15 protein-coding genes are annotated in these 21225 nt (G+C 74.4%); 10 read left to right on the top strand and 5 right to left on the bottom strand.

All coding sequences use genetic code 11. From position 1 onward, the window contains the following. Positions 1–11: 11 nt before the first annotated feature. The 3 genes from ACGFZS_RS08050 to ACGFZS_RS08040 are packed head-to-tail and all read right to left on the bottom strand — an operon-like array spanning position 12 to position 3140. A complete protein-coding gene (locus ACGFZS_RS08050) occupies positions 12–1361 on the bottom strand; it encodes an MFS transporter (protein WP_393794385.1) in 1350 nt (449 codons plus the stop codon). Positions 1362–1420: 59 nt separating this feature from the next. Continuing rightward, entirely contained in the window at positions 1421–2806 is a 1386-nt protein-coding gene (locus tag ACGFZS_RS08045; RefSeq protein WP_393794384.1) for an FAD-binding oxidoreductase, read from the bottom strand. Position 2807: 1 nt separating this feature from the next. Next, positions 2808–3140, bottom strand: coding sequence for a hypothetical protein (locus tag ACGFZS_RS08040; RefSeq protein ID WP_355710403.1), 333 nt, complete (start codon positions 3138–3140; stop codon positions 2808–2810). Between the two features lie 176 nt (positions 3141–3316). On the opposite strand from ACGFZS_RS08040, the gene ACGFZS_RS08035 reads away from it, so the two are divergent. The 9 genes from ACGFZS_RS08035 (at position 3317) to ACGFZS_RS07995 (ending at position 14155) form a co-directional block, all read left to right on the top strand. Beyond that, positions 3317–4576, top strand: coding sequence for an ATP-grasp domain-containing protein (locus ACGFZS_RS08035; protein ID WP_393794383.1), 1260 nt, complete (start codon positions 3317–3319; stop codon positions 4574–4576). A gap of 332 nt (positions 4577–4908) precedes the next feature. Further along, positions 4909–6210 carry a lysine N(6)-hydroxylase/L-ornithine N(5)-oxygenase family protein gene (locus tag ACGFZS_RS08030; RefSeq protein ID WP_393794382.1) on the top strand — a complete coding sequence of 434 codons (1302 nt, stop codon included), beginning with the start codon at positions 4909–4911 and terminating at the stop codon, positions 6208–6210. Positions 6211–6271: 61 nt separating this feature from the next. Continuing rightward, positions 6272–6637: a cupin domain-containing protein gene (locus ACGFZS_RS08025; RefSeq protein ID WP_393794381.1), complete on the top strand. Its 366-nt coding sequence runs from the start codon at positions 6272–6274 to the stop codon at positions 6635–6637. Between the two features lie 3 nt (positions 6638–6640). Beyond that, positions 6641–8278, top strand: coding sequence for a class I tRNA ligase family protein (locus ACGFZS_RS08020; RefSeq protein ID WP_393794380.1), 1638 nt, complete (start codon positions 6641–6643; stop codon positions 8276–8278). A gap of 105 nt (positions 8279–8383) precedes the next feature. Continuing rightward, on the top strand, positions 8384–9505 hold the full coding sequence (locus ACGFZS_RS08015; protein ID WP_393794379.1) for an NAD(P)/FAD-dependent oxidoreductase: 1122 nt from the start codon (positions 8384–8386) through the stop codon (positions 9503–9505). 36 nt (positions 9506–9541) lie between these two features. Next, on the top strand, positions 9542–10798 hold the full coding sequence (locus ACGFZS_RS08010) for an ATP-grasp domain-containing protein (RefSeq protein ID WP_393794378.1): 1257 nt from the start codon (positions 9542–9544) through the stop codon (positions 10796–10798). A 54-nt stretch (positions 10799–10852) separates the two neighbouring features. After that, positions 10853–12121 (top strand): ATP-grasp domain-containing protein, encoded by a 1269-nt coding sequence (locus ACGFZS_RS08005; protein WP_393794377.1) that lies wholly within the window; start codon positions 10853–10855, stop codon positions 12119–12121. Positions 12122–12199: 78 nt separating this feature from the next. Continuing rightward, positions 12200–13198, top strand: a complete 999-nt coding sequence (locus tag ACGFZS_RS08000; RefSeq protein ID WP_393794376.1) for an MmcQ/YjbR family DNA-binding protein — start codon at positions 12200–12202, stop codon at positions 13196–13198. A gap of 120 nt (positions 13199–13318) precedes the next feature. Further along, positions 13319–14155, top strand: a complete 837-nt coding sequence (locus ACGFZS_RS07995; RefSeq protein WP_393794375.1) for an isocitrate lyase/phosphoenolpyruvate mutase family protein — start codon at positions 13319–13321, stop codon at positions 14153–14155. Positions 14156–14250: 95 nt separating this feature from the next. Here the strand turns inward: ACGFZS_RS07995 and ACGFZS_RS07990 are convergent, their stop codons facing one another. Both ACGFZS_RS07990 and ACGFZS_RS07985 read right to left on the bottom strand, forming a co-directional pair. Then, positions 14251–15903 (bottom strand): DUF885 domain-containing protein, encoded by a 1653-nt coding sequence (locus tag ACGFZS_RS07990; RefSeq protein WP_393794374.1) that lies wholly within the window; start codon positions 15901–15903, stop codon positions 14251–14253. After that, complete coding sequence (locus tag ACGFZS_RS07985) at positions 15900–17687, bottom strand: NB-ARC domain-containing protein (RefSeq protein ID WP_393794373.1); 1788 nt, start codon at positions 17685–17687, stop codon at positions 15900–15902. The genes ACGFZS_RS07990 and ACGFZS_RS07985 overlap by 4 nt, the downstream gene beginning before the upstream one ends. 510 nt (positions 17688–18197) lie before the next feature. Between ACGFZS_RS07985 and ACGFZS_RS07980 the strand changes: the two genes are divergently transcribed. Further along, complete coding sequence (locus ACGFZS_RS07980; protein WP_393794372.1) at positions 18198–21224, top strand: BTAD domain-containing putative transcriptional regulator; 3027 nt, start codon at positions 18198–18200, stop codon at positions 21222–21224. Position 21225: the final 1 nt, after the last annotated feature.

Raw genomic sequence — 21225 nt, 5'->3', positions numbered from 1 at the left:
TCAGGAGGTGCTCAGGCTCCGCTGGGGACGGCGTTCCCGGCCGTGGCGGTGGCCTCCTCGGCGGCGGCGACGGTGGTCTCTTCCGCCTGCGCCGCCGTCCGCTCGGCCTTCGCGTCCGGCTGTTCGTCCGAGGGGCGCAGGCCGAAGAAGGCCAGGGCCGCCGCCAGGGTGCCGAGGACCGCGCAGGTGGCCCAGACGCCGTCGCCGTAGTGGGTCCACATCAGCATGCCGAGGGCCGGGCCGACCGCCGAGCCGAGGCCGAACACGGTCTGGGAGGCGGCGATGTAGCGGCCGCGGACCTTCTCGCCGGCCTTCGCGGGGTGCGCCCACAGGGTCGGGCCGCTGACCATGAGGCCGCCCACGCTGACGGCGGTGGTGAGCAGCACCAGCGCGGGCACGCTGCCGGGCAGGCCGAACCCGGCGATGCCGAGGCAGTAGACGAAGGTGCCCACCGTCGCGGCCGTGCTGGCCCGCCAGCGGCGGATGCGGGCCGTCACCGCCAGTTCGAAGCTGATCAGCAGCGCCGAGGACAGGGTCAGCACCCCGCTGTACAGGGCGGTGGAGTGGCCTGCCTCGTCCAGGTCGACCGGCAGCACCGCGAAGAACTGGGCGTACACCAGGGCGCTGAGCAGCATCGAGGTCAGGTAGAGCAGGAAGCGGCCGTCGCGGGCCATGGCCCCGTACGCCGAACGCTGGGCCGCGGCGGCGGTGCCGGGCTCCGGCCCGTCGGCGGCCGGTGCCGGGCGGGGCAGCAAGAACGCGGCGAGCAGGGCGTACGCCAGCGCGCTGGAACCGTCCACCCAGAACAGCAGGTTCCAGTCGATCTGGATGAGCCCCGCGGCGAGCAGCGGACCGGCGGCGGCGCCGACGTTCATGGCGATGCGCAGCATGGAGAAGCCCATGACCCGGAACTCGTCCGGCATCAGATCGCTCAGCAGCGCGGAGGCGGCCGGACGGTAGGACTGGGTCATCATGCCGAGGACGACGACGATGCCGAGCAGGACCGGGTAGTGGCCGGGGCCGGCCAGCCAGGGGATGACGAAGACCAGCACCGCCGAGCAGCTCATCGCCGTGGTGATGGTGTTGCGGCTGCCGAGCCGCGAGGTCAGTTCGCCGCCCAGCAGGGTGCCCGCGACGGCGCCCACGCCGTAGGCGCCGAGCAGGAAGCTCGCCTTGTCGACGCCGTAGCCGCGATGGGTCAGATACAGCACCAGGAAGGTCTGTACGAAGGCGCCGAGCTGGTTGAGCAGCACACCGCCGAGGAGGTAGCGGACCGAACGGGGCGTGGCCCGCAGGGCGTCGAGGACGCCGGGTGCGGCGTTCTCCTTGGACTTGTTCTCCTTGGGCTTGGACACACTCATCGCTTCACCTTCGTAGAGAGGGACCTTCGTGGAGAGGGACCTTCGTTGAGAGGGGGATGTCAGGAACCGACGGCCTGGTCGAAGGAGAAGACCCCCTCGGGGTCGTACTTCTGCTTCACCTGCACCAGGCGGGCGTAGTTGGCGCCGTAGTAGGCCTCGCGCCAGTCGGTCAGTTCCGGGTCGACGAAGTTCTGGTAGGCGGACCCGGTGACGTGCGGGGCCATGGCGGCGTGCAGGCCGCCCAGCCAGTCGAGGCCGGCGGCGACCCGGCCGGGCTCGTCCTCGTCCGACCAGGAGGTGTCCATGGAGACCAGGAACAGGGTGTCCCGGTGGACGAAGGCGGTGGCGTCCGGGGCGACCCGGTTGATGGCGCCGCCCCAGGAGAACAGGCCGACCCCGCCGCCGTCGGCGTTGTGGCTGCCGGGCCAGCGCTCGACCCAGGACAGCATGGTCTCGACGCCGTCGGCGGCCAGCGGCTCGCGGATGTAGTTGGAGCGGAGCGCGAACTGGTCCCCCGAAGTGGCGTGCACCATGTACTTGTTGGCCTCCCAGAAGGTCCGCTCGGTGACCTCCCGGGACACCGGGTCGGCCACCGCCAGGACCGGGTCAAGGATCTCCAGGCACGCGTGTGCCGGACCGAAGTACTGCCCCTGCAGGGTGACTTCGGCGTTGTCCCGGACCGCGCCGGGGCCGCTGCCGTGGGTCCACACCCCGAGCCGGGCCGCGAAGTCGTCCGGTGCCTGCCGCACCATGCGCTGGCCGGCCTCCAGGACGGCGGCGGCGTCCGCCCACCTGAAGGTGAGGAGGAAGGTGGTGACGTCGGGGACCGGCCGGGCCTGGAAGGTGAGGGAGACGTTGATGCCGAAGTTGCCGCCGCCTCCGCCCTTGCAGGCCCAGAACAGGTCGGGGTTCTCCCGCTCGTTGGCCACCGCCAGGGAGCCGTCGGCGAGCACCACGGTGGTCTCCACCAGGGCGTCGGCGGTCAGGCCGTAGCGGCGGGCGGCGAACGCGGCGCCGCCGCCGAGCGCCAGGCCGGCCACTCCGACGGTCGGGCTGGTACCGGTGGAGAAGACCATCTCGTACGGCTGCATCGCGTCGTAGACATGGCTGATCCTGGCCCCGCCGCCCGCCACGACCAGGCCGGTGGAGCCGTCCGCGTGGGTCTCGGTGAGCCGGCTGAGGTCGATGACCAGGCCGTCGTTGACGGAGTAGCCGGCGAAGCTGTGGCCGCCGGAGCGGGCGACGACCGGGACGCCCTGCTCGCGCGCCCAGACCAGGGCCCGCTGCACGTCCGACGCGTGGGCCGCGGTGAGCACGGCCGCCGGGGCACGGTGCTTGTAGCGGGTGTTGAAGAGGTGGGAGCCGACGCGGAAGCCCGCGCTGCCCGGCAGGAAGACCCGCCCCGCCACCTCGCCGGCCAGCCCGGAGTAGTCGACGCCGGCCATGTCAGCGCACCTCCTCGATGGCCGACAGGCCGCTCGCCGCGTGGGCGCCGTAGCGCTCCCACCGCTCGTGCAGCCGTATCCGGCCGTCGGCCAGCAGCTCGGGGGTGTTGACGCTGTGGCCGGAGATCACCCGGCCGTCGTCGAGGACCATGCTGTACGAGAAGCTGATCACACCGTCCGTGTCGCGGGTCCCCGCCAGGGAACCCCGCCGTACGTCACCGCCGGTGAACTCGGCCCAGACCAGATCGCCCCGCTGCCGGTACAGCGCGATGGGCGCGTCGTCGGCCGGGTCGGCCAGGACCTTCCGGAATCGCTTGCCGTCGTAATTGATCACGTAAGCCATGGAACCGGCGGGCCCGATTGCCCGGAAGGGCCCCGCCCGACGGCCAATCAACCGGACATGAACCCGGTCCGCGTCCGGGTTGATTGTCCCTTCCGGACATGGCTTCCGGGCAACCCGCGCGTCCCGTGGAATCGCCCTGTCACTCGGATTCAGGAGGCGATCAGCGCGTGGACGACAACGGTGCCGACAAGGGCGTGGAGGGCGTGATCCTGCTCATCGGGTGCGGGATGCGCAAGTACCGCGAGTACCTGCTGGCCGGAGCGGCGGGGACGCACCCGGTCTGGCTGTTCACAGGTGAGGAGCCCGACTGGCAGACCCCCTACCTCACCGGTCACACGGTCGTGGACGTCACCGACCGGGACGCCGTGCTCGCGGCGGCCCGGGAGCTGGCGGGGCGGATCCCGGTGCGGGGTGTGCTCAGCTGGGACGAGACCCTGATCGTGACGACCGCGCGGGTGGCCGACGAACTGGGCCTGCCCGGCGCGGGCGTGGACGGCGTGGAGGGCTGCCGGGACAAGTACCGCAGCCGCCGGCTGCTCACCGCCGCCGGTCTCGACCAGCCCGGGTACGCCTGGGTGGATACCGCCGAGGAGGCGCTCGCGGCGGCGGAGCGGATCGGCTACCCGGTCGTCGTCAAGCCGCGCGGGATGGGCGCCAGCATCGGGGTGGTGCTCGCCGCGGACGCCGGTGAGGTCGTCGAGGCGTTCCGGACGGCCGACGAGGCGAGCCGGATCGGCGCGGTCTCCTACCGCGGCGGCGCGCTGGTCGAGGAGTACCTCGAAGGACCCGAGATCAGCATCGACGCGGCCGTCGTCGACGGCGCGTACCACCCGATGTTCGTGGCCCGCAAACAGGTCGGCCTCTTCCCCTACTTCGAGGAGATCGGCCACCACGTCGCCGCCGACGACCCGCTGCGCGCCGACCCCGCGCTGCTGGCGATGCTGCGGGCCGCGCACCGCGCCATCGGCTACGGCTTCGGCGTCACCCACACCGAGGTCAAGCTGACCGCCCGCGGCCCGGTCATCGTCGAGATCAACGGGCGGCTCGGCGGCGATCTCATCCCGCGTCTCGGCCAGCTCGCCACCGGCATCGACCCGGCCCGCGCCGCCGTGCGCGCGGCACTGGGGCAGCGCCCCGACTTCACCGACACCGAGCACCGCACGGTCGGCATCCGCTTCGGCTACCCGCCCGAGGACTGCGTGGTCCGCTCCGTCACCCTGCCGGCCACCGCCGAGGGCCTGCTGGCCGCCGAGGCGATGGCCGACCCCGGCACCGAACTCCGGCTGCCCCCCAACGGCTACCTCGCCCGCCACTCCTACGTCATCGTCACCGGCGCCGACCCCGCCCTGACCACCGCCCGCCTGGACACGGCGGCGGCCCTCGTCACCCTCGACCACGAGCCGCTGCACATGCCCGTCCCGGCATGACCCGGGCCACCGGCCACCGACCGCCGGGCACGGTCGGACCCACCGGCCCCGGCGCCGCGCGGACGCCGACGGGGCCACCCGCGGAGAGCCGCGCGGTACCCACCCGCAGCCGGCCGCCAAGCACGGTCGGACCCGTCGGCCCCGGCGCCGCCCGGACGCCGACGGGCCCACCCGCGGAGAGCTGCGCGATACCCACCTGCGCAGAGCTGCGCGATACCCACCCGCGCAGAGCCGCGCGGTATCCACCCGCAGCCGACCGCCCGGCTCGTCGAGGTCCGGCCGGCCCACCTGTCACCGGAACCAGACCGCCGACCCCATCTGAGGAGATCCACATGGCACACCGCACAGTCGAACTGCTCGCCGTCGGCGCCGGCCCGGCGAACCTCGCGCTCGCGGTCGCGCTCGAGGAAATGGCGCCCGAACTCGCGGACCGCGCCCTCGTCGTCGAACGCGAGGAGAACGTCGTATGGCAGCGGGGCATGCTGCTCCCGGACGCCCTGAGCCAGGTCTCCTTCCTCAAGGACCTGGTCACGATGCGCAATCCGCGCAGTGAGTTCTCGTTCCTCAGCTTCCTGCACGACCGCGGCCGGCTCGACGCGTTCGTCAACCTCGGCAGCTTCGTGCCGTACCGCAGCGAGATATCCGAATACCTCCAGTGGGTGGCGGACTCGCTGGAGCAGGTGCGGGTGGAGTACGGCCGGGGCGTCACCTCGGTCACCCCCGTGCACGGCACGGACGGCGAGGTCACCGGCTGGACCGTGGCGATGTCGGACGGCGACACCATCGGCTGCCGCTACCTGGTGATCGGCGCCGGACGCGACGCGCATGTGCCCGCCGTGTTCGACGGGCTGCCGGCCGAGCGGGTCATCCACTCCACCCAGTACAGCCAGCGGATCGCCGAGGTGCCGGCCGACCGGCCGCTCAGGGTCGCCGTGGTCGGCGGCGCGCAGAGCGCGGCCGAGCTGTTCGGCGCGGCCCTGCGGGACCTGCCCGGCTGCCGGCCGACGATGATCATGCGCTCGATCGGTCTGAACGGCTACGAGAGCAGCAAGTTCACCAACGAGCTGTTCTACTCCTCGTTCGTCGACGAGTTCCACGCCGCCGACCCCGAGGCCCGCCGCCAGCTGCTGTCCGAGATGCACCGCTCCAACTACGGCGGTCTGGCCCCGGCCACCCTCGACTCGCTGTACCGGCAGTTCTACCAGGACCGGCGCACCGGCACGGACCGCCTGGGCATGGTCACCATGACCGACATCACCGGCGCCACCGCCGACGGCGACGACCTCGTCCTGACGCTCACCGACCGCCGTACCGCCGAGGTCCGCGAGCTCCGCTGCGACCTGCTGCTGCTCGGCACCGGGTTCGTCCGCGAGATGCCCCGCATGGTGCGCTCGCTCGGCGACGCGCTGGGCCTCCGCCGGATCGACGTCACCCGCAACTACCGCCTGGACACCGGCCGCCGGGACAGCGCCTCCTGCTACCTGCAGGGCGTCAACGAGGCCACCCACGGCATCGCCGACTCGCTGCTCAGCGTCCTCGCCGCACGCTCCGCGGAGATCACCGAGGACATCCTCGCGCACCGCGCCGGCCGGCTGGCCGCCGGAGACCGCGAGCCCGCCCTCGCCGCGGCCTGACCACCGCCGTTCCCGACCGGCCACCCACCCCGGTCCCCGCCGAACCCCGCAGAGAGACGACATGCTGATCAAGCACCTCGACCGCGCCGGCCTCACCCACGAGAACGGCCTCGACGCCCAGCGTCTGCTCCCCTGGCCCCAGTTGAACGCCCCCTTCGAGGGCTCCTGGTGCGTCATCCGGCCCGGCACCGCGTCCACCGCGCACGCCCACCACGAGTACGAGATCTTCGTCGCCCTGCGCGGCGAGGCGTTCCTGGAGTCCGACGGCGAGCGGATCCCGTTCACCGCCGGCGACATCGTCCACTTCCCGCCGCACCACGAGCACCGGGTCGTCAACGACTCCGACGCCGACTTCGAGATGTACAGCGTCTGGTGGGACGCCGAGATGGCCGGCCGCTTCGCCGCCCGGCACACCGAGGAGGCCTGAGCCATGGACCAGCAGCAGTCGGAGCAGCGGCGCACCGTCATCATCGGCCCGCCGCCCACCCCCAACGGCGACCTGCACGTGGGCCACATCGCGGGCCCCTACATGGCGGCCGACGTGCACGCCCGCTATCTGCGGGCCACCGGCCGGCCGGTGCTCTACACCACGGGAACGGACGACAGCCAGACCTACGTCGTCTCCAGCGCCGCCAAGCTGGGCACCACCCCCGGGGCGCTGGCCCACAAGAGCTGGCGGGACATCCGGGAGACGCTGGAGCTGATGGGCATCGCCGTCGACGGGTTCGCGCCCTTCGACGACGGCTACCGGGCGATGACGCTGGACTTCCTCACCCGCCTCCACGAGGCCGGCAAGTTCCGGCTGCGCACCGTGCGCCTGCCGTATGTCGAGGCGACCGGCGAGTTCCTGATGGAGGGCCTGGTCAGCGGCGGCTGCCCGGTCTGCCTGGCGGTCAGCCGGGGCGGGCTGTGCGAGAGCTGCGGCCACCCCAACAACTTCGCCGAGCTGACCGACCCGCGCTCCACCGTCGACCCCACGGCGGAGGTGACCCACCGCGAGGCCGAGATCCTGGTCCTGCCGCTGGAGGAGTACCGGGAGCAGCTGACCGCCTACCACCGGGAGAAGCAGTCGACCTGGCGCCCGCACATCGTGCAGCTGATGCGCGAGCTGCTGGCCCGCCCGCTGCCGGACTTCCCGATCACCTACCCCACCGGCTGGGGGATCCCCGCGCCGTTCCCGGAGACCCCGGGCCAGGTCCTCAACGCCTGGGCCGAGGGCATGCCGGCCTCGATGTACTGCACGGCCGTCGCCCAGCGCGCGCACGGCGAACAGCCCGCGTCCGACGACGAGTTGTGGCGCACTGAGAACGGCATCCGGCTGGTCTACTTCCTCGGCTTCGACAACGCCTACTTCTGGGGCCTGACCCACCTGTCGCTGCTGCTCGCCCACGAGGGCCGCTACGTCGTCCCGGACGCGATCGTCAGCAACGAGTTCTACGAGCTGGAGAACGAGAAGTTCTCCACCAGCAAGGGCCATGTGGTGTGGACCCGCGACCTGGTGCGGGAGGTCCCCCGCGACCTGGTCCGCTTCCATCTCGCGCTCACCGCCCCCGAGTACGCCCGCACCAACTTCTCCCGGGCCGCCCTGGAGAAGATCACCGGCGGGCGGCTGGTCGAGCCGTGGAACCGGCTGGGCGCGCTGCTCGGCAAGGCGGTCGCCGAACTCGGCCTGGAGGGGCAGGAGTTGCCGGTGTCGGCGGCGGCGAACGCCCGCCGGGCGGCCACGGCCGAACGGTTCGCGTCCGGCTACCGGCTCACCGGCTACAGCCTCAGCCGCACCGCCGACCTGATCCCGTTGCACACCGAGCGGCTCCTGGGCCGGGCCGAGGCCCTGCTCGACGGTTCGACCGCCGCCGCCCCCGACCGGGCCGCGGGCGCCGCCGAACTGGGCGACCTCTTCGCGGAGTTGCGCACCCTGATCGCCGCGGCCTCCCCGATCCTCATCGACCTCGCCGAACTGGCCCGGGCCGAGGGCGGTTTCGACGGCACCTTCGCCCTCGCGCCCACCGAGCGGACGACCACGGCCTTCACCGTCCCGGCGCTCGGCTCCACCGCCTGCCCGAGCTGAACCGACGACCTGGGCCCCAAGAGAAGGCCCCAAGAGAAGGCCCCAAGAGAAGGCCCCAAGAGAAGGCCCCAAGAGAAGTCTCGACAGAAGGAAGGGAGGTGCCCGATGCGTGTCACCGTGGTGGGCGGCGGGGTGATCGCCCTGCTGACCGCTGTGGAATTCACCCTGGACGGACACCGGGTCACGGTCGTCGACCAGGGGCCCATTCCGTACAGCCGGGCCACCTCTTTCGACCAGCACCGGATCATCCGGGCCCTGCACCCGGACGATCCGCCCGCCACCGCGGCCGCGCTGCGCGCCCACCGCCGCTGGCTCGAACTGGAGGACCTGTTCGCCACCCGCTTCTACGAGCGGGTCGGCGCGCTCACCGTGCTGCCGCCCGCCGCGGCCGAGGCGGGCGTCCTGCTCCTGACCGGCGCCGGCGGCCGGGCCCGGACGCTCACCGCGGCCGAACTCGCCGACCGCTACCCGCATCTCGCCCTGGACAGCGGATTCGACGCGGTCCTGGAGGACGACGCCGGCGTCCTGCTCGCCGAGCGGGTGCTCGCCGCCTGCGCCGGCTGGCTGCGCTGGCAGCCAGACGTCAGCCTGATCGAGCACCGGCCGGTGGTCGCGGTGGACGGGGAGCGCGGCCGGGTCAGCCTCGCCGACGGGCAGGTGCTGGACGGCGACGGCGTGGTGGTCGCCGTAGGACCCTGGGCCCGGCGGCTGCTGCCCGAGCGGATCGCCAAGTCGCTGGTCCTGCACCGGCAGTCGCTGCTGTACTGCCGGGTCCCCGCGGCGGCGGCCGAGGCGTGGGCCGCCACCCCGGCCGTCCCCGCCCTCGGCACCCGGCGCGGCGCCTGGCTGATCCCGCCGGTGGCCGGTACGGCGCTCAAGCTCACCTCGGCCGCCGTCTGCCACCGGACCGACGACCTGACCGACCATGTCACGCCCGAGTACCGGCAGCGGGAGCTGGCGGTCGAGTTCGGCGACCTGCTGCCGGGCTTCGGACCGGCCTGGGTGCTCGGCAGCAAGGACTGCTACTACCTGTCGTACGCCGAGACCGGCGGCCCCCTGGTGGTCTCCCTCGGCGGCCCGGCCCACGCGTACGCGGCCTGCGGCGGCTCGTCGTTCAAGTTCGCGCCGCTGATCGCCCGCACCCTCGCCGACCGGGTCCTCGGCCGGGTCCCCGACCCCACGGGTCTGGCGGCGCTGGACGCCGTACCCCTCGACGCCACGCCCTGACCCCTTCCACCCGCGTTCCACCCGAGAGGAACCGCCATGAAACTCCTGGCTCTCGAAGCCCGGCAGAACGCCACCTACTACATCTCCCGCTACGAGCAGGTCGTCGCCCTCGGCGCGGACGTGTACGTCCTCAACGGCGAGGGCACCGAGGACTTCTGGCGCGCCGACCGCTACCGCGTCGCCGGTTCGCGGTCCGTCGACGAGCTGATCGCCGCGGCCAAGGAGTGGCACGCGGAGGAGCGGTTCGAGGGCGTGTTCACCTTCTCCGAGTCCGGGGTGCTGGCGGTCGCGGCGGTCGCCGAGGCCCTCGGCCTGCCCGGGATCGGTGTGGAGGCCGCCCGGGCCAGCCGCAACAAGCTGCTGATGCGCCAGGCCCACGAGCGCGAGGGCGCCGCCCACCCGTCCTTCCGCTTCGTCACCAGCGAGGCCGAGGCGCTGGGCGCCGCCGCGGACTTCGGCTACCCGGTGATCGTCAAGCCGACCCTGGGGGCCGCCTCCAACTACGTCTTCCGCGCCGACGACGCCGCCGAACTGCGCGCGCGCTACGCCCAGGCCGCCCAGGGCCTGACCGAGCTGTCCTGGTACGCGATGGAGGCCGACGGCCTGGACCTGGGCCCGCACGGGCTCCTCGTGGAGTCCTTCCTGGACGGCGACGAGTTCCTGGTCGAGGCGCTCGCCTGGGACGACGAGGTCTACCTCGGCTCGATCGTGGACCGGGTCACCGCCGAGGGCGACACCTTCGACGACGACGTCCACCACGCCCCGACCGCCCTCACCCCCGCCCAGGTCGAGGCCGTCCACGAGGTCGTCACGGCCGGCGCCCGCGCCCAGGGCCTGCGGCGCAGCGTGATGCACGCCGAGGTCCGCTTCCACGAGGGCCGACCGCACCTGGTGGAGATCGCCGTCCGCCCGGGCGGCGGCGGCCTGGACCACATGGCCCGGATCTCCGCCGGCTACGACCCGATCGCCGCCGTCGCCGCCGTGGCCCGCGGCATCCGCCCCGAGGTCGGCCACTACGCGCCGACCGGCGTCCACACGGCCGCCCTGTGCCTGCTGCCCCCGGCCTCCGGCCGTGTCGAGCGGGTCCATGTCCCCGACGGCGTCGGCGACCGGGCGGACGTGTTCTTCCTGAAGCTCACCGCGACCCCCGGCGACCTGGTCCGCCGCCCGCCCGCGGGCAACAGCATCCTCGGCTTCCTCGGGGTGACGGGCACCTCGTTCGAGGACGCCATGGCCACCGCCGGAGAACTCGCCGCCCAGGTCCGCGCCGACCTGACCGACCCGGACGCCTGACCCGACCCCCACAGGCCCCACAAGGCCGTACAAGGCCCCACAAGGAGCAAGGACATGACCGAACGCCCTGTCGTCATGGTGGGCTTCGTGCCCGTGGCGGTGACCTCCCTCGCCCAGTTCCAGCCCGAGGGCTCGGTGATCGTCGTCGACGAACCCGACGTGATCCGCAAGCGCGAGCTGGCGCCGAAGGCCGAGGAGGCGCCCGTGGTACGGGAGCTGATCGCCTGGGAGTACCAGCTCGACGGCGCCGCCGACGCCTTCTACAACGCCCACCCCGACCTCGACCCGGCCGCGATCGCCCCGCTCCAGGAGTACGCCACCCCCTTCGCGGCCCGCCTCGCCGAGCGCTACGGCCTGCCCACCGGCGGCCACGGGGCGCTGCGGATCCTGCGGGACAAGGCCGTGCTGCGCCGGGTCAGCCGGGCCGCCGGCATTCTCAACCCGGAGTCCGTCGAGGTCACAGGGCCGGACGAGGTCCGCGCGTTCATGGCGGAGCACCCCGGCCCGGCCGTCCTGAAGCCCGCCAACCGGCAGGCCGCCCTCGGCACCCGCATCCTCGGCTCCGCCGACGAGATCGACGAGGCCTGGGCGGAGACCACCGCCATGGACGAGGGCGTGATGGTCCCCGACCGGGGCATCGAGCTGCGCATGCTCGTCGAGCGGTGCGTGCAGGGCCGCGAGTACAGCGTGGAGCTGCTCGTCGAGCGGGGCCGCCCGGTGTTCGCCAACGTCACCGGCAAGGACCTCTACCCGGGCGGACGTCCGGTCGAGCTGGGCCATGTGGTGCCCGCCGACATCCCGGCCGAACTGGACGCGCTGCTGCGCGCGGAGACCGAACGGCTGCTGCGGGCCGTCGGGTTCGGCACCGGGATCGCGCACTGCGAGTGGATCGTCGAGGACGGCCGCCCATTCCTGGTGGAGTGCGCCGGCCGGTTCCCGGGCGACGGCATCGTGGACCTGATGGACCGCGCGTACCGTGTCGACCTGGTGCGTGCCTTCTGGACGCTGATGAAGGGCGAACCGCTGCCCGCCCCGCTGCCCGCCAGGGCGCCCGGGGCCGCCGCGATCCGCTTCCTGCACACCGGGGCCGGGGTCGTGGAGTCCGTCTCGGGTGTCGAGGAGGCGCGTGCGCTGCCCGGCGTCGAGGCGTGCGCGGTGAGCGTGGAGCCGGGGGCCGAGGTACGGGAGCTGCGCAGTTCCTGGGACCGGATCGGCTCGGTCGTCACCGAGGCGGCCACCGGGGCCGAGGCGGCGGCCGTCGCCGGCCGGGCCCTGGACACGATCCAGGTGAAGGTCCGCCCCCTGCCGGGCCGGCCGGAGTAGGTTCGCGCACCGTTCGCGGACCACCGTTCGCGCACCACAGGTCACGGACCACCGTTCGCGGACCACAGGAGGGAAGACATGGCCACCGTCGAGGACGTGCGGCGCCTTGCGGTCGCGCTGCCGCGCACCGAGGAGCACCTGATCCGGGACCGGGTGAAGTTCCGGATCGGCCGGATCGTGTACCTCGCGCTGTCCCGTGACGAGACCACGCTGGGCTTCGCGTTCCCCAAGGAGGAGCGCGCGGCCCTGGTGGCCTCGGAACCGGCGAAGTTCTCGCTGCCCCCGACCTCCGACCTGCGCTACAACTGGGCCCAGGCGACCCTCGCCGCGCTGGGCCCGGCCGAACTCGCCGAACTGGTCACCGAGGCATGGCGGATGTGCGTGCCCGCCAAGGTGGCTCGCGCCCACCTCGGCCCCGACCCGGACCCCGGGACGCCCCTGCCCCCGGCCCCGCCGCTCGCCCGGCTGCGGCTCTCCGCCGAGGTGTTCGCCGGCTACCGGGGCGTCGACCGCAGCTGGCTGGAGCTGCGCCGGCTGACCGCCCCCGCCCTCGACCTGACCGACCCCGCCCACCGCCTCGCCCTGCACCGCTGGCTCAACTCCTGGGGCTGCAGGCTCCCTTATCCGCCCGAGGGCGAGCCGTATCCGCTGGAGGAGGCCCTGGCCGCCTGGACGGCCGGGCACCCGCTGCCCGGCACCCCGCTCGCCGACCTCACCGACGCCGACATCGACGCGCTGGCCGCCGCGTACGAGGACCTCGCCGGGCTCCCGGCCGGGTCCCCGGCCCGCCCCCGCTCCCTCGGCCCGACGGCCGCCGCGAAGGCGCTGTACGCGCTGCGCCCGCGGACCGTCATGCCGTGGGACGCGGCCATCGCCACCGAGCTGTACGGCGCCCGGGACGGGGCCGCGTTCGCCCGCCATCTGCGCACCGGGCGGGCCTGGGCCCGGGCCGCCCTCGCCGAGAGCGGGCTGGACGCCGACGCGCTCGCCGCCGACCTCGGCCGGCCCGCCGTCACCCTTCCGAAGGTCCTCGACGAACACCTGTACGTGACCATCACCCGCCGTACGGCCCCGTGACCGTACGGCAGGTTCGTCCGAATATCACCCCCGCCCAGAACCCGCGTGTGACGATCCGTCGCGATCGTCGTCCGTACCGCAGCAGCGAGCTGTGACCCCAGTGAAAGGCACCGAGAAACCATGACAGTTGACCAGAGCACCAGGGACAAGGCCGAGCGGCTGCGGGCGCTCGGCAGCGACTCCGTCCTCGTGCTGCCCAACGCCTGGGACGCGGGCAGCGCCGCCGTGATCGCCGCGGCGGGCGCCCTCGCGATCGGCACCACCAGCGGCGGTGTCGCCTGGTCGCTCGGCCGGGGCGACGGCGAGCAGGCCGGCCGGGACGAGATGATCGCCGCCGCCGCGCGGATCGCCGCCGCCGTCGACGTCCCGGTGACCGTGGACATCGAGGCCGGCTACGGCGCGGCCCCCGAGGAGGTGGCGAAGACGGTCACCGCGGTGGTCGCCGCCGGCGCGGTGGGCGCCAACCTGGAGGACTCCAAGGCCCCCGGCGGCCCGCTGTTCACGCCCGAGGAGCAGGCGGCGCGGATCGCGGCGGCGCGCACCGCCGCGGCCGCCGCCGGACTGCCCGAGCTGCTGCTCAACGTCCGCACCGACGTGTACCTGTTCGGCATCGGCGAGGAGTCCGGCCGGCTCGACGACGTGCTGGCCCGTACCGCCGTGTACGCGGACGCCGGCGCGGACGGCATCTTCGTGCCGGGCCTGCTCGACCTGGCCGTCCTCGGCGAGCTGTCCGCCCGCTCCCCGCTGCCGGTGAACGTCATGGCCGGTCCGGGCGGGCCCGGTGTGGCCGAGCTGGTCAAGGCCGGGGTGCGCAGGATCAGCGTCGGCACCGCGATCACCCAGGCCGCGTACACGGCGGCCCGCCGCGCCACGCTGGAACTCCTCGGCTCCGGCACCTACGAGGAGCTGGCCGGATCGCTGGACTTCTTCCAGGTGGACGGCCTCTTCCACGGCTGAGCACGGCGGCGGGGGGCCGGGGGGCGCCCCCCCCGGGCCCCCCCCCCCCCCCCCCCCCCCCCCCCCCCCCCCCGCCGCCCCCCCCGCGCGGCCGTTCAGCCCGTCGTCGCCGTCCAGCGCTCGACCACCTGGTCCAGGACGTCCAGCGGCAGCGCGCCGTTGCCGAGCACCAGGTCGTGGAAGGCCCGGATGTCGAAGGCCGGGCCCAGCCGCCGGGCCGCGCGGGTGCGCAGGCGCTGGATCTCCAGCCGGCCCGTCATGTACGACAGCGCCTGGCCGGGCCACTCGATGTAGCGGTCGGTCTCGTTCCGCACCTCGGCCTCGGCCAGCACGGTGTGCTCGCGCAGGTACGCCACCGCCCGGTCCCGGCTCCAGCCGAAGTGGTGCAGCCCGGTGTCCACGACCAGCCGGGCGGCCCGCAGCGAGTCCATCGCCAGCATGCCGAGGCGGGCCACCGGACCCGAGTACAGCCCCATCTCGTCGGCGAGCCGCTCCGCGTACAGCCCCCAGCCCTCGATGTAGGCGTTGATCCAGGCGACCCGGCGCAGCCGGGGCAGCCCGGTCAGCTCCTGGGCCAGGGAGAGCTGGACATGGTGGCCGGGCACCGCCTCGTGGAAGGCGGTGGCCTCGGCCGGCACCCGTGAACGCTCCGTCGCCCGCGCGGTGTTGGCGTGGTAGGTCCCCGGCCGGGAACCGTCCGGCGCGGCCGGCATGTACCAGGCCAGGGGCGCGCCCGGTGCCTCGGCGCCGTCCAGCGCGCAGGGCACGGCGGGCAGCCGTCCGAACCGCCGGTGCGCGGCCAGCTCGGCCCGGCCGATCGCGGTCCGGGCGGCCGCGAGCAGCTCCGGGGCGCCGCTCCACCGCAACCGGGCGTCCGTGCGCAGCCGTTCCCGTATCTCGGCCGCGCTGGGCGTCCCGCCGAAGGCCTGTGCGCCGGCCGGCACGTACTCCGCCTCCAGGTGGGCGAGCAGCTCCACCCCGGTGTCGTGGAGTTCCTTGGGGGAGCGGTCGGTGGTGGTGTGGACGCGGGCCAGGGTGGCGTAGTGCTCCTCGCCGTCGGGCAGATGGCACAGCCCCGGGCGCTCCGGGGGCCGTCCGTGGGGGGCGAGGTCCGTGTGCAGCGCCTCCCGGTAGGCGGCGAACGCCGGGCGCACCCGCTCGTCGATCAGCCGGTCCCGCTCGGCGTGGTGACGTGCGCTCAGCGGTACGGCGCGCAGCGGGTCCCCGGCCGGGTCGGCGAGGTAGGCGTCCAGCCGGTCCGTCGCCGTACGGACCCGTTCGGCGACGGGCAGCCGTCCCGCCCGCAGCCCCTCGCGGTGCCGTTCGGCCGCCTTCGCCAGGTAGCCGGGGACCGCCGCCAGCCGCTCCAGATGGCCGCGTTCCTGCTCCTCGCCCACCGGGCGCACCGCGGGCAGCGAGCCGAGCAGCCGGCCGAGCGGGGAGGTCTGGTAGTCGGCGACGGTGTGCTCGACCAGCCGGGTCCCCAGCCGGTCGGCGACCGCCCGGGCCTGCTGCACCACCACCGCCCGGGTCACCTCCTCCACGGCGTCCGCGACCGGCGCGGCGGCGGCCCGGGTCGCGAGCGTCGCCGCCCGCGCGGCCAGCTCCGACTGCGCCTGCCATGAGGGGTCGGCCAGCCGCCCGACCGTCTCCGGGCAGCCTTCGAGCGCGTCCTCCAGCGGGTCCTCGGCGGCAAGCACACCGACGGCCTCCTCGGCGAGGGCGTCGAGAGGGGTGGGAGCGGTCATGCTGAGGTCTCCTGTCTCAGGGCGGGAAACGGTCGGTCGTGCCGGGGGAGCCCGGTGCGCTCGTCGGCCGGACGGTGCCGCTGGCCGGCGTCCGGGACGTCCGGCGGCCGGTGCCGTCCGGGGTCCGGGACGTCCGGCGGCCGGTGCCGTCCGGGGTCCGCGGCGTCCGGCGGGCGGTGCCGTCCGGGGTCCGGGGCGTCCGTCGCGGGGACCGGCCGAGCGCGTGCGAACTGCCCTACCAGCGGTGGCAGTCCGTACTGCCCGGGCACATCGGTACGCTCCAGCAGCCCACTGTCGACAACGGCTTCGAGGACGTCCTCCACCCCCTCCTCCACCGACTCCGCCACCAGTTCCCCCACGGATCCGACTGCCGGTCCCAGCACGGGTCCGTGCGCGGGTCCGTGGGGCGGCGCCAGGCCGGGTCCGTGGGGCGGTCCCGGCATCGGTCCGACTGCCGGTCCGTGCGGTGGTCCCAGCACGTGTCCGTGCCCGGGTCCGTGCGGCGATCCGAACTCCGGTCCGTGCGTCGGCTCCTGTGCTGGTCCCCGTGCCGGTTCGAGCGCTTGCGCGAGCGCCGTGGCCGAGGCGTGGGTGACGCCGTCCACGGACGGCGCGGCGCCGGACGTCGCGAACCGGTGCAGGATCAGTCGGGCTCGGGGGGTGAGGCGGCGGTAGGAGTCGTCGTAGCGCTCGACGAGAGTCTCGTCGCCGACCCGCAGCCGTCCGGACAGGCCGTCGGCGCGGACGAGTTCGGCGACCGCTTCGGGGAGCAGGGCCTCCGGGCGCGCGGCCAGGCGGCGGCCGGCGAGGGTGAGGGCGAGGGGCAGGTCACCGCAGGCCTCCGCGAGCAGCAGGCCGGCCCGCGGGGCGCCGCGGAGCCGCTCGGCGCCCAGCACGCCCGCGAGCAGTTCCATCGACTCGTCCCGGTCCAGGACGGGCAGCGCGAGGCGCCGTACCCCGTCCAGGCCGAGCAGCCGGGACCGCGCGGTGACCAGGATCCTGCTGTGCTCCCCGGCCACCAGCAGGTCGCGCACCTGGCGCTCCTGGAGGGTGCCGTCGAACACGATCAGCAGGCGCCGTTCGGCCAGCACCGAGCGGTACAGGCCGATGCGCTGGGCGGGGTCGTTCGGGATGTGCTCGGCCGGGATGCCGAGGGACTGCAGCAGCCCGCCCGCGATGCCCGCCGCGTCCTTGCGGCCGTCGGCGGCCGTGCCCAGGCCGACGTACAGCTGCCCGTCCGGCAGGTCCGCGGCCAGCTCGTGGGCCAGCCGCAGGGCGAGCGCGGACTTGCCGGCCCCGGTCTGGCCGTGGATGACCAGCGGCGGCACCGGGCCGTCGGCCGGTGCCGTCAGCGCGCGGGCCGCGGCCAGCTCGCCCGACCGGCCCGCCAGCGGCCGCGGTTCCGTCGGCAGCTGGGCCGGCACGGGCAGCAGGGCCCGTACGGCGGCGGCCCGCAGCCGCGGTTCCGGTGCCTGGTGTGCCGTCTTGGCGGCGGCCGGTGCCGGTTCGTCGCCCGCGCTGCCCGCCGCCGCCCGCCAGCGCCGCTCCCAGGCGGCCCGGTCCCCGCCGCAGGCCTCGGCGAACGCGAGGGCCACCTGCAGGGTGGGCAGCCGGTAGCCGGCCGCCGCGTCCGAGAGCACCGAGGCCGAGAACAGCGCCCGCCTCGCCAGCTCCCGGTAACTGGGGGAGCCCGCCGCGGCCCGGAGCCGGCGCAGCTCCAGGGCGAAGGCGGTGGCCGGTCCGGCGTCCTGCGCCAGTGGTTTCTCCGGTCTGCCCACGCTCATGCTCCTTGGGATGGTCGGGGGCGGCGCGCCTCGGGTTCGCCGGGCGCCTGCGCCCTCTCCTGCCTGCCTCCGCAGGGTCCGACCAGCCGTTCCCGATCCCTTCCCCGTGCGGTACCGGCCGGTCCCGCGGCCGTGCGGGCGGCCCTCACCGGGCCCGGGCACAGGGTTTTTCGGCGCGCCGGGACAGGGGGTCTTCGCCGCGCCAGGCGTTATGCTTCCGTGGATTTGTGCTCCGCCGGGTGACCAGGCGGGCACGGGGGTGGGGGGAGCCGATGGCGGCCATGGACATGCGACACGGCGTGCTCGACGCCGTGTGCGGTGTGGTGGCGGCCGACCCCTGCCGGTTCGTCGCGCCCACGCGGGCGCAGGGCGCGGACGGTGCCGTCGGGCATCCGGCGCGGGGGGCGCACGAGCCGTACCGCGTGCCGCCCGGTCCGTCGGAGAGCCGGCCGGACGGCCACCGCCTGTGCCTCGGCGCGGTCCGGGAGGACGAAAACAGGGGGAAGAGGCTTGCTGGGACAACACGCCGAAAACCGGCTGCGTTTCAACGTGCTCGGACCGCTGGAGGTGTGGTCGGGAGACACCCGACTCCGGCTCGGCGGGATGGTCCAGGAACGGGTGCTCGCCACCCTGCTGCTTGAGCCGGGCAGGCTCGTTCCCGTCTCCCGGCTGGTCGAGGCGGCCTGGGAGGAGGAGCCGCCGGCCACTGCCTCGCACCAGGTCCGCAAGGCGGTCGCCGACCTGCGCCGCCGCATACCCGACGGCAGCCAGGTGGTCCTCACCGACGGCCCCGGCTACCGCGTCGCCCTCGCCGACGACCAGCTCGACCTGACCGAGTTCACCGGCCTCGTCCTGCGGGCCAGGGGCGCGGCCGACCAGGGCGATCCGGCCGCGGCGATCGAGGCGCTGCGCACGGCCCTGGAGCTGTGGCGCGGCCCCGTCCTGCCCGATGTCGCGGGACCGGTGATCTCCGCGGCCGCCGCCGCCCTGGACGAGCGGCGGGTCGGCGCCGCCGAGCGGCTCTTCGAGCTGTGCCTCGGCCTCGGCCAGGCCGCCGAACTCGTCGCCGACCTGCGGGACCTGACGGCGAGGTACCCGCTGCGGGAGAACCTCCGCCGCCAGCTGATGCTCGCGCTGTATCGTTCCGGCAGGCAGGCCGAGGCACTGGAGGAGTACGCCCGGGTCCGGGACCTGCTGGTCGAGGAGCTGGGCATCGATCCCAGTCAGCAACTCACCCAGGTCTACGAGGGAATCCTCCGCGAGAGCCCCGAACTGGCCGCCCCCGTACCGCCCGAGGCCCCGGCACCGGCGCCCGTCCCGGTGTCCGCGCAGGCGCCCTGCACCCTCCCCTACGACCTGGCCGACTTCTCCGGGCGCGACCGGGAACAGCGCGAACTGCTCGACTGCGCCCAGCGCTCCGGCGGCCGGGCGCCCGGGATCGTCGCCATCGACGGCATGGGCGGCTGCGGCAAGACGGCGCTCGCCGTCCGCGTCGCCCACCGGCTGGCCGAGGCCTACCCCGACGGCCAGCTGTACATCAACCTGCGCGGCTACACCCCGGGCGAGCAGCCGGTCACCTCGGCGACCGCGCTGGCCGCCCTGCTGCGGGCGCTCGGTGTCCCCGGCGACCAGATCCCCGACGACCTGGAGGGCCGTACCGCCGCCTGGCGGGCCGCGCTGCTGGGCCGCCGGCTGCTCCTGCTGCTCGACAACGCGGCCGACACGGCCGAGGTCCGCCTCCTGATGCCCCCGGCCCCGGGCTGTCTGGTGCTGGTGACCAGCCGCAGCCGGCTGCTGGACCTCGACGGGGCGGACTGGACCTCGCTCGGCGTGATGTCCAGCGACGACAGCGTGGGTCTGGTGTCGACGACGCTCGGCGCGGAACGGGTCGCGGCGGAGCCCGAGGCGTCGGCCGAACTGGCCACGCTCTGCGGCCATCTGCCGCTCGCCCTGCGGCTGGCCACCGCCCGGCTGCGCAACCGGCCGCGCTGGACGGTCGGTTACCTGGTGGACCGGCTGCGCGACGAGACCCGGCGGCTGGACGAACTGAGCCTGGGCGAGCGGAGCGTGGCGGCCACCCTGCGTCTGTCGTACCAGACGACGGCGGCCGAGTACCGCAGCGCCTTCCGGCTGCTGGCGCTGCACCCCGGCTCCGACATCGACGTCCACTCGGCCGCGGCGCTCCTCGGCACGGACACCCGGGACGCCGAGGACATCCTGGAGCACCTGCTCGACGTGCACCTGGTCCAGCAGCCGGACGTGGGGGTGTACGCCTTCCACGACCTGGTGCGCAGCTTCGCGCTCAGTCTGCGCGGACCGGCCACCGAGGAGGAGGACCAGGAGGCGGTCGGGCGGCTGCTCGACTACTACCTGACCGCCGCCGAGCAGGCCTGCGAGCTTCTCTTCCCCGGCCGCCGGCGCCGGGCCACCGGTCTGCCGGCCACCCGGGCCGAGCTGCCGGACCTGGGCGACGCCCGGCTGGCCCTCACCTGGTTCACCCGGGAGCACACCGCGCTGAGCGGCGCGGTCGCGCTGGCCCAGGCGCAGGGCTACGACCGGCACGCGGTGTGGCTCACCCGCAACGTGGTCTTCTACCTCAACGCCCGTGGCCACATCAGCGAGTTCCGCGACCTGAGCCGCAGCGCGGTCGACGCGGCCCGCCGCCTCGGCGACCTGGTGCTGCTCGCCGTGAGCCTGTCGAACCTGGGGGTGGCCTGCTGGAAACTGGGCCGCTTCGAGGAGGGCGTCGAAGTGGCCCGGGAGGCGCTGGCGGTGGCGACCGAGCTGAGCGACCGGGACACCGAGGCGCACTCGGAGTCCACCCTCGGCCTGCTCAACAGCGTGCTCGGCCGCTTCGACGAGGCCCTGCCGCACCTCGTCCGGGCGGTGGATCTCGGCCGGGAGCTGCAGAACGTGCGCTCGGAGTCCGAGAGCCTGACCATCCTCAGCACCCTGTACGAGCAGTGGGGCCGGTACCCGGAGGCGGTGGAGGCGGCCCGGCGGGCCGTGGAACTCGACCGGCAGCTCGGCAGCCGCGAGAACGAGATCGTCTCCGTGACCGATCTCGCCCTCGCCCTGCTGGGCCTGGAGAAGTACACCGAGGCCCAGCAGTGCCTGGAGCGGGCCCGGCGCATCAGCGACCAGACCCACGATCCCGGCAACGTCGGCGTCCTGCTCGCGCTGTCCGCCGACGTCCAGCACCGGCTGGGCAACCCGGCGGACGCCGCGCGCCTCGCGGAGAACGCCCTGGAACTGGTCCGGTCGAGCGTGGTGCCGATCCGGCAGGTGAAGACCGAGAACATCCTCGGCCGGCTCTGCACCCGGCAGGGCGATCCGGCCAGGGCGCTGGAGCTGCACGAGAGTGCCCTGAAGACCGCCGCCGGCATCGGCTACCGGATCGAGGAGGCGCACGCCCTGGTCGGCCTTTCCCGGGCCTGCGAGGCCCTCGGCGACATCGCGGCGGCCGAGCAGCACGCCGGTGCGGCGGCCGGACTCTTCGACGCGATGGGCGTGCCCGAGATCGGCCGGAGCCGCTGAG

The organism is Streptomyces sp. NPDC048288 (assembly GCF_043201555.1).
In the GTDB taxonomy this organism is placed as follows: Bacteria; Actinomycetota; Actinomycetes; order Streptomycetales; family Streptomycetaceae; genus Streptomyces.
This window is presented reverse-complemented; position numbering and strand designations above follow the sequence as displayed.

Bases quoted from the DNA above. Each gene is read 5' to 3' on its own strand.
- ACGFZS_RS08050 (WP_393794385.1), bottom strand. From the start codon at position 1,361: ATGAGTGTGTCCAAGCCCAAGGAGAACAAGTCCAAGGAGAACGCCGCA.
- ACGFZS_RS08045 (WP_393794384.1), bottom strand. From the start codon at position 2,806: ATGGCCGGCGTCGACTACTCCGGGCTGGCCGGCGAGGTGGCGGGGCGG.
- ACGFZS_RS08030 (WP_393794382.1), top strand. From the start codon at position 4,909: ATGGCACACCGCACAGTCGAACTGCTCGCCGTCGGCGCCGGCCCGGCG.
- ACGFZS_RS08025 (WP_393794381.1), top strand. From the start codon at position 6,272: ATGCTGATCAAGCACCTCGACCGCGCCGGCCTCACCCACGAGAACGGC.
- ACGFZS_RS08020 (WP_393794380.1), top strand. From the start codon at position 6,641: ATGGACCAGCAGCAGTCGGAGCAGCGGCGCACCGTCATCATCGGCCCG.
- ACGFZS_RS08015 (WP_393794379.1), top strand. From the start codon at position 8,384: ATGCGTGTCACCGTGGTGGGCGGCGGGGTGATCGCCCTGCTGACCGCT.
- ACGFZS_RS08010 (WP_393794378.1), top strand. From the start codon at position 9,542: ATGAAACTCCTGGCTCTCGAAGCCCGGCAGAACGCCACCTACTACATC.
- ACGFZS_RS08005 (WP_393794377.1), top strand. From the start codon at position 10,853: ATGACCGAACGCCCTGTCGTCATGGTGGGCTTCGTGCCCGTGGCGGTG.
- ACGFZS_RS08000 (WP_393794376.1), top strand. From the start codon at position 12,200: ATGGCCACCGTCGAGGACGTGCGGCGCCTTGCGGTCGCGCTGCCGCGC.
- ACGFZS_RS07995 (WP_393794375.1), top strand. From the start codon at position 13,319: ATGACAGTTGACCAGAGCACCAGGGACAAGGCCGAGCGGCTGCGGGCG.
- ACGFZS_RS07990 (WP_393794374.1), bottom strand. From the start codon at position 15,903: ATGACCGCTCCCACCCCTCTCGACGCCCTCGCCGAGGAGGCCGTCGGT.
- ACGFZS_RS07985 (WP_393794373.1), bottom strand. From the start codon at position 17,687: ATGAGCGTGGGCAGACCGGAGAAACCACTGGCGCAGGACGCCGGACCG.